Here is a 6,046-nt window from a genome sequence, read left to right on the forward strand (position 1 = left end):
GCGCGACAATGGAATCAGCGGCACGTCGCAAACGGTCGCGACCGCGTGACGGGTCGATCGCGATGACCATTCGTGCATGGGCATACAGGTGTGTGTGAGCTTCCCAATAGGACACGTTGTCCCCCCGGCTTCGGCTGAATCCAACCGAGAAGGATAACGCGAGACGCCGACACGTGTGCGGGGAGTGCCTCGCGGTGCGAAACCGCTCGGACAATCGAAATTCCGGTCGCGGCAATCGAACACGGTAACCATTCCGCGCACCTCGGTGGCGGGCCGCGCGCGGCCGATAGATTGGGGAGGTGCCGATCTCCGTTCTCGTCGTCGACGACCAGGAACTCATGCGCATGGGACTGAAAATGGTCCTCGGCGCGCACCCGGACATCGAGGTGATCGGCGAGGCGGACAACGGCGCCGCCGCGGTGACCAGAGCCAAGGAACTCCGGCCCGACGTGGTGCTGATGGACGTGCGGATGCCGGTGGTCGACGGCGTCACCGCGACCGGACAGATCATCGACGCGGGCCTCGGCTGCAAGGTCCTCGTCATGACCACCTTCGACCTCGACGAACACGCGCTCGGCGCGCTGCGGGCCGGCGCGGGCGGATTCCTGCTCAAGGACACCCCGCCCGAGGACCTCGTCTCGGCCATCCGCAGCGTGGCCGCCGGTGACGCGGTCGTCTCGCCCAAGGTCACCAAGCGCCTGCTCGACCGGCTCATCGCCGAGGATCCGGGCGGCATGCGCGACCCGCGCGTCCTCGACGTGCTCACCGCGCGGGAACGCGAAGTCCTCGAACACATCGCGGCGGGCCGGTCCAACGCCGAGATCGCCGAACAGCTGTATCTGTCGGAAGCCACGGTGAAGACCCATGTGGGCCGGGTGCTCACCAAACTCGGTCTGCGCGACCGGGTGCAGGCGGTGGTGCTCGCCTACGAGACCGGACTCGTGCGACCCGGCGGCTGAGACCCGGCGCGATCTCAGCAAGCTATCAGGCCGGGACGGGAGAAAAATCGGACACGCGCGCGTTGGAACGAGTAGATCGTCCGGAAGGAACGCCATGCCCGCCCTGCTGTTCGTGCTGTACGTGGTCGTCGAGATCGCCGCGCTGTTCGCGGTCGGTCAGTTGTTGGGCGCGGTCGCCGCGATCCTGTTGCTGATCGCGAGTTCGGCGGCGGGTGTGCTGCTGATCGGATCGCAGGGGCGCAAGGTCTTCGAAGAGTTCCGCGAGGTCACGCGCGGACGAGTCGATCCGGGCAAAGCGGTCGCCGACGGCGCGCTGGTCGCGGTGGGCGGATTCCTCATGTTCATCCCTGGACTCGTCACCGGCGTGCTCGGCCTGCTGATGCTGCTGCCCCCGACCCGCGTGCTGATCCGGCCGCTGGTCACCGCACTCGCCGCGCGCCGCCTCGCGAAGTACACCGCCGCCCGGCCCTACCGCGGGATCGTCATCGACGGTGGTGAGGTGATCGACGGCGGCGAGGTCGTCGACGGAGTCGTGGTGCGCCAGTGGTATGACGACGGTCACGGCGCCGGACGCCGGGCCATCGGATCGGCCTGAGCTCGCCGCCGAGACCTCGGCCACGTATCGGACGATCTCGGCCCGCGCGCACGGGTCGCTCGCGGCGTCTCATCGTGGGCGACCGGTCCGCTGGTACGCCGGTGTCGACGGATCGTTGCGACGCTGCCGCGGAAACCAGGGCCGCGATCTCGGAGTAGCGGATGGCGGCGTCGCGAATGGACACTGGTGGGTCCCGACTGCCTGTCCTGAAGGCGAGACGGATCGTTGCGACGCTGCCGCGGATACCCAGGGCCGCGATCTCGGAGTAGCGGATGGCGGCGTCGCGAATGGACACTGGTGGGTCCCGACTGCCTGTCCTGAAGGCGAGACGGATCGTTGCGACGCTGCCGCGGATACCCAGGGCCGCGATCTCGGAGTAGCGGATGGCGGCGTCGCGAATGGACACGAGTGGGTCCCGAATGCCTGTCCTGAAGGCGAAGTCGAACCCGCCGCACCTGACGTCACGCGCACTGGCTGCCGCCGAGCGGGGCGCCGATGCATGTGCTGTCCGCCCGCATGCGTTCGAGCGCGGGCGAGTTCGGTTGCGACATCGCCGAGGCCAGGAGCGGCGCCGTCGCCTCCGGCACGAAAGGAGCGGATCACCGCGCCGAACCGGTGCGGGCACCGATACGGCAGACTGGTGCTCCGTGGGTACCCAGTTGTTGATCGGCGGCCGCTTCTACAGTTCGAGCGCACCCGATGCGACCGCGATGGCGGTCACCGACGGAACGGTGGTCTGGCTGGGAGCCGAGAAGCCGGGACGGGCGCTGCATCCCGGCGCCGAGATCATCGATCTGGACGGCGCGTTCGTCGCCCCCGCGTTCGTCGACCCGCACGTGCACGTGACCGCGCTCGGGCTGCGGCTGACCGGACTAGACCTGGCGCGGGCGACATCCCTGCGCGACTGCCTCGACGCGGTGCGCGCCTACGCCGCCGCGCACCCCGACGGCGCGATCCTCGGCGACGGATGGGACGAGACGCGCTGGCCGGAAGGCCGACCGCCGACGGTCGACGAGATCGACGCGGCCGCCGGGCCGGACCGGCACGTCTACCTCGCGCGGGTCGACGTGCATTCGGCGGTGGCGTCCTCGGCCCTGCTCGACGCGGTGCCCGAACTCGGCGCGGCCACCGGGTACACGCGCGGGGAACCGGTGCGGGCGGCGGCGCACCACCTGGTGCGCGCCGCCGCGCTGGCCGCCATCGGACTCGGGCAGCGCGACCGCGCGCGCCGCGCCGCACTCGACGCGGCCGCCGCGCACGGGGTCGCGGCGGTGCACGAGTGCGCCGGACCCGACATCTCCGGCCGCGTCGACCTCGCCGAACTGCGCGCCTTCGAACACGGGGTCGAGGTGCGGACCTACTGGGGTGAGGCGGTGCACACCGCCGACCTGGCGCGGGAACTGATCGCCGAACTCGGCGTCGACGGCCTCGCGGGCGACCTGTTCGTCGACGGCTCCCTCGGCTCGCACACGGCGTGGCTGCGCGAACCCTACGTCGACGGGTCCGGCAGCGGACTCGGCTATCTCGACGTCGATGCGATCGCCACCCACGTCCGCGCCTGCACCGAGGCCGGGGTGCAGGCCGGGTTCCACGTCATCGGCGACGCGGCGATGGACGCCGCCGTGGCCGGATTCGAACGCGCCGCCGCCGAACTCGGCGGACCCGCGGTCGCCGCGCGCGGTCACCGGGTCGAACACGCCGAAATGCTCGACGGCGGGCAGATCGCGAGGCTCGCCGCGCTGGGCGTCATCGCGAGCGTGCAGCCCGGTTTCGACGCCGCGTGGGGCGGTGCGGACGGCATGTACGCCGCGCGCCTGGGCGCCGAGCGGGCCGCCGCGATGAACCCGTTCGCGGCCATGGCGGCCGCGGGAATCCCCCTGGCCATCGGCTCGGACGCCCCGGTCACCGCCCTGCATCCGTGGGCGGCGATCCGTGCGGCGGTCCGGCACCGCAGCGCGGGCAGCGGACTCTCACCGCGCGCCGCCTTCGCCGCCGCCACCCGAGGCGGTTGGCGCGCGGGCGGCGTGCGCGACGGCGTGTCGGGCACCTTGACCCCGGGCGCCCCCGCGTCCTACGCGGTGTGGGACGCGGGCGAGCTGGTCGTGGCCGCGGCCGCCGACGCCGTCCAACGCTGGTCGACCGACCCGCGCTCCCGCGTACCGGGACTGCCGTCGCTGTCGGACGACGCCCCCCTACCGAAGTGCCTGCGCACCGTCCACCGCGGAGCCGTCATCCATGAAGCCTGATTCCGCCGGCTCGAACCCGGCCCCGACCAACTCCGCCGCATCGGCCACGACGGCGTCGAACCTCGCCGCGTCGGGTTCTGCTGTGGTGGGTTCCGCTGGGTCGGATTCGGCTGTGTCGGGCGTGGCTGTGTCGGGTTCTGCCGTGGTGGGTTCCGCTGGGTCGGACTCGCCGGCGTCGAACCTTGCCGCGTCGGGCCCCGCGGCGATGACCTCCGCTGGGTCGGATACGGTCACGTCGAGTTCCGCTGCGTCGGACTCGGTTGCGACGAAGTCGGCTCTGGATCCCACTGCTTCGGATTCGGCTGCGTCGAACGCCGGTGCGACGAGTCCGGCCGCGTCGAACTCCGCTGTGTCGTGGTGGCGTGCGATGGTCGAGCGTCGTCCGGTGTCGGTGCGGTTGGTCGGGGCGCTGGTGGCGGGGATGTTGTTGTTCGGGAGTTTTCCGCCGCGTCCGTACTGGTTCCTGGCTCCGCTCGGGATCGCGGTGCTCACGTTGGTGTTGCGCGGGGGTGATCGGCTGCGTGGGGGTTTCGGTTACGGGATGGTGGCCGGGCTCGGGTTCTTTCTGCCGTTGCTGCCGTGGACCGGGATCTATGTCGGGCCGTTGCCGTGGATCGCGCTGTCCACCGCCTGTGCGGTGTTCATCGGGCTTTTCGGTGTGCTGGCCCGGTTGGTCGGGCGGTTGCCGGGGTGGCCGGTGTGGATCGCGCTGGCCTGGGTCACCGGCGAATGGCTGCGCTCCAGCGTGCCGTTCGGCGGATTTCCTTGGGGGCGGGTGGCGTTCGGGCAGGCCGATGGCTGGTATCTGTCGCACGCGGTGCTCGGCGGTCCGGTTCTGATCGGTTTCACGGTCGCGTTGACCGGGACCGCGGGGGCGGCGCTGGTCGAGCGACTCGCCGTGCGTGGGGTGTGGCGGACCGGGAGAGCGGTGCTCGTTGCGGCCGCGCTCACGCTGGTCGCGCTGCCGGTGAGCGGTGTGCTGTTGCGCGCGGCGCTGCCCGAGCCGGGGGCGGGGGAGTCGATGATTCGGGTTGCCGCGATTCAGGGCAGCGTGCCGCGTCTCGGGCTCGAGTTCAACGCGCAGCGGCGGGCGGTGCTCGACAACCATGTCCGGCGCACCGAGGAATTGGCGCGGGCGGTGGCCGAGGGGCGGGTGGAGCGGCCCGATGTGGTGATCTGGCCCGAGAACTCCTCCGATATCGATCCGCTGCGCAATGCCGACGCCGCGGCGCTGATCACCGAGGCGTCGCAGCGTGTCGGCGCGCCGATCCTGGTCGGCGCGGTGTTGGTGAACGGGGACCGGACCACGACCAATTCGGTGATCGTGTGGGACGGCGCGGCGGGTCCGGGGGACCGCCACGACAAGAAGATCATCCAGCCCTTCGGCGAATACCTGCCGATGCGCGGCTTCTTCCGGCTGTTCTCCGACTACGCGGATAAAGCGGGCTATTTCGTGCCGGGCGACGGCGACGGCACGGTCCGCGCGGCGGGCGTCGACATCGGCGTCGCGACCTGTTACGAGGTGGCCTTCGATCGCGCCTTCCGGGATTCGATGGCGGCGGGCGCACAGTTGCTCACCGTGCCGACCAACAACGCGACCTTCGGCGACAGCGAGATGACCTATCAGCAGCTCGCGATGTCGCGGGTGCGCGCGGTGGAGCACGGCAGGGCGCTCGTCGTGGCCGCGACCACCGGTGTGAGCGCGATCATCACCGCCGACGGCGCGGTCCGGCAGCAGACCCCACAGTTCGTGCCCGCCGCGCTGGTCGCCGAATTGCCGCTGCGCCACGACACGACGGTGGCGACCAGGATCGGGCAGGCGCCGGAGGTGGTGTCCGTTATGCTGACCGGCGCCGCACTGGTGTTCGCGCTGTCGCGACGGTGGCGAAGGCGGCGCGACCGGGCAGGCGCCGCCGAATTCACTCCCGAAGCCACGACTGCGGGCCCACGGTAGGAATCGTCACAATTCAACCGAACATCGGTCTGTTCTTCGCCGGGTCCACCCCCTAACGGGCTGTAACTACCCGTCCACACAGTGTTCGCTAGATAGTTGCTACTTCTCGATCCTGCTTGACTCTGCGCTATCGACGCACTTCCGGGCATCATCCTGCCGCTGACCTTTTGTTTGCAGAGATGTTGCCGTCGAATCTGTCGTTCTGTCGATGCCGTTCGAAGTGAAACAAAACCAAAACGCCGGCCATCCGCGGTGAGTGAGGCTCCGAATCATAGGGCGTGGATCAGGTCCT

At 70.4% G+C, this 6,046-nt stretch carries 4 protein-coding genes; all 4 read left to right on the top strand.

Annotation, left to right across the window (positions count from 1 at the left end; translation table 11 throughout):
- The first annotated feature begins 299 nt into the window (after window positions 1–299).
- The 4 genes from IT779_RS26680 to lnt all read left to right on the top strand — a co-directional run bounded on the left by IT779_RS26680 (window position 300) and on the right by lnt (window position 5,754).
- Window positions 300–959 carry a response regulator gene (locus tag IT779_RS26680; RefSeq protein WP_196152172.1) on the top strand — a complete coding sequence of 220 codons (660 nt, stop codon included), beginning with the start codon at window positions 300–302 and terminating at the stop codon, window positions 957–959.
- Between the two features lie 94 nt (window positions 960–1,053).
- Window positions 1,054–1,554 (top strand): FxsA family protein, encoded by a 501-nt coding sequence (locus IT779_RS26685; protein WP_196152173.1) that lies wholly within the window; start codon window positions 1,054–1,056, stop codon window positions 1,552–1,554.
- Window positions 1,555–2,201: 647 nt separating this feature from the next.
- Window positions 2,202–3,800 carry an amidohydrolase gene (locus IT779_RS26690; RefSeq protein ID WP_196152174.1) on the top strand — a complete coding sequence of 533 codons (1,599 nt, stop codon included), beginning with the start codon at window positions 2,202–2,204 and terminating at the stop codon, window positions 3,798–3,800.
- A gap of 367 nt (window positions 3,801–4,167) precedes the next feature.
- The gene (gene lnt / locus IT779_RS26695) at window positions 4,168–5,754 is read left to right on the top strand and encodes an apolipoprotein N-acyltransferase (RefSeq protein WP_232542114.1); all 1,587 of its coding nucleotides are present in this window, start codon (window positions 4,168–4,170) and stop codon (window positions 5,752–5,754) included.
- The last annotated feature ends 292 nt before the right edge of the window (window positions 5,755–6,046 follow it).

It is taken from the genome of Nocardia bovistercoris, assembly GCF_015674855.1.
In the GTDB taxonomy this organism is placed as follows: Bacteria; Actinomycetota; Actinomycetes; order Mycobacteriales; family Mycobacteriaceae; genus Nocardia; species Nocardia bovistercoris.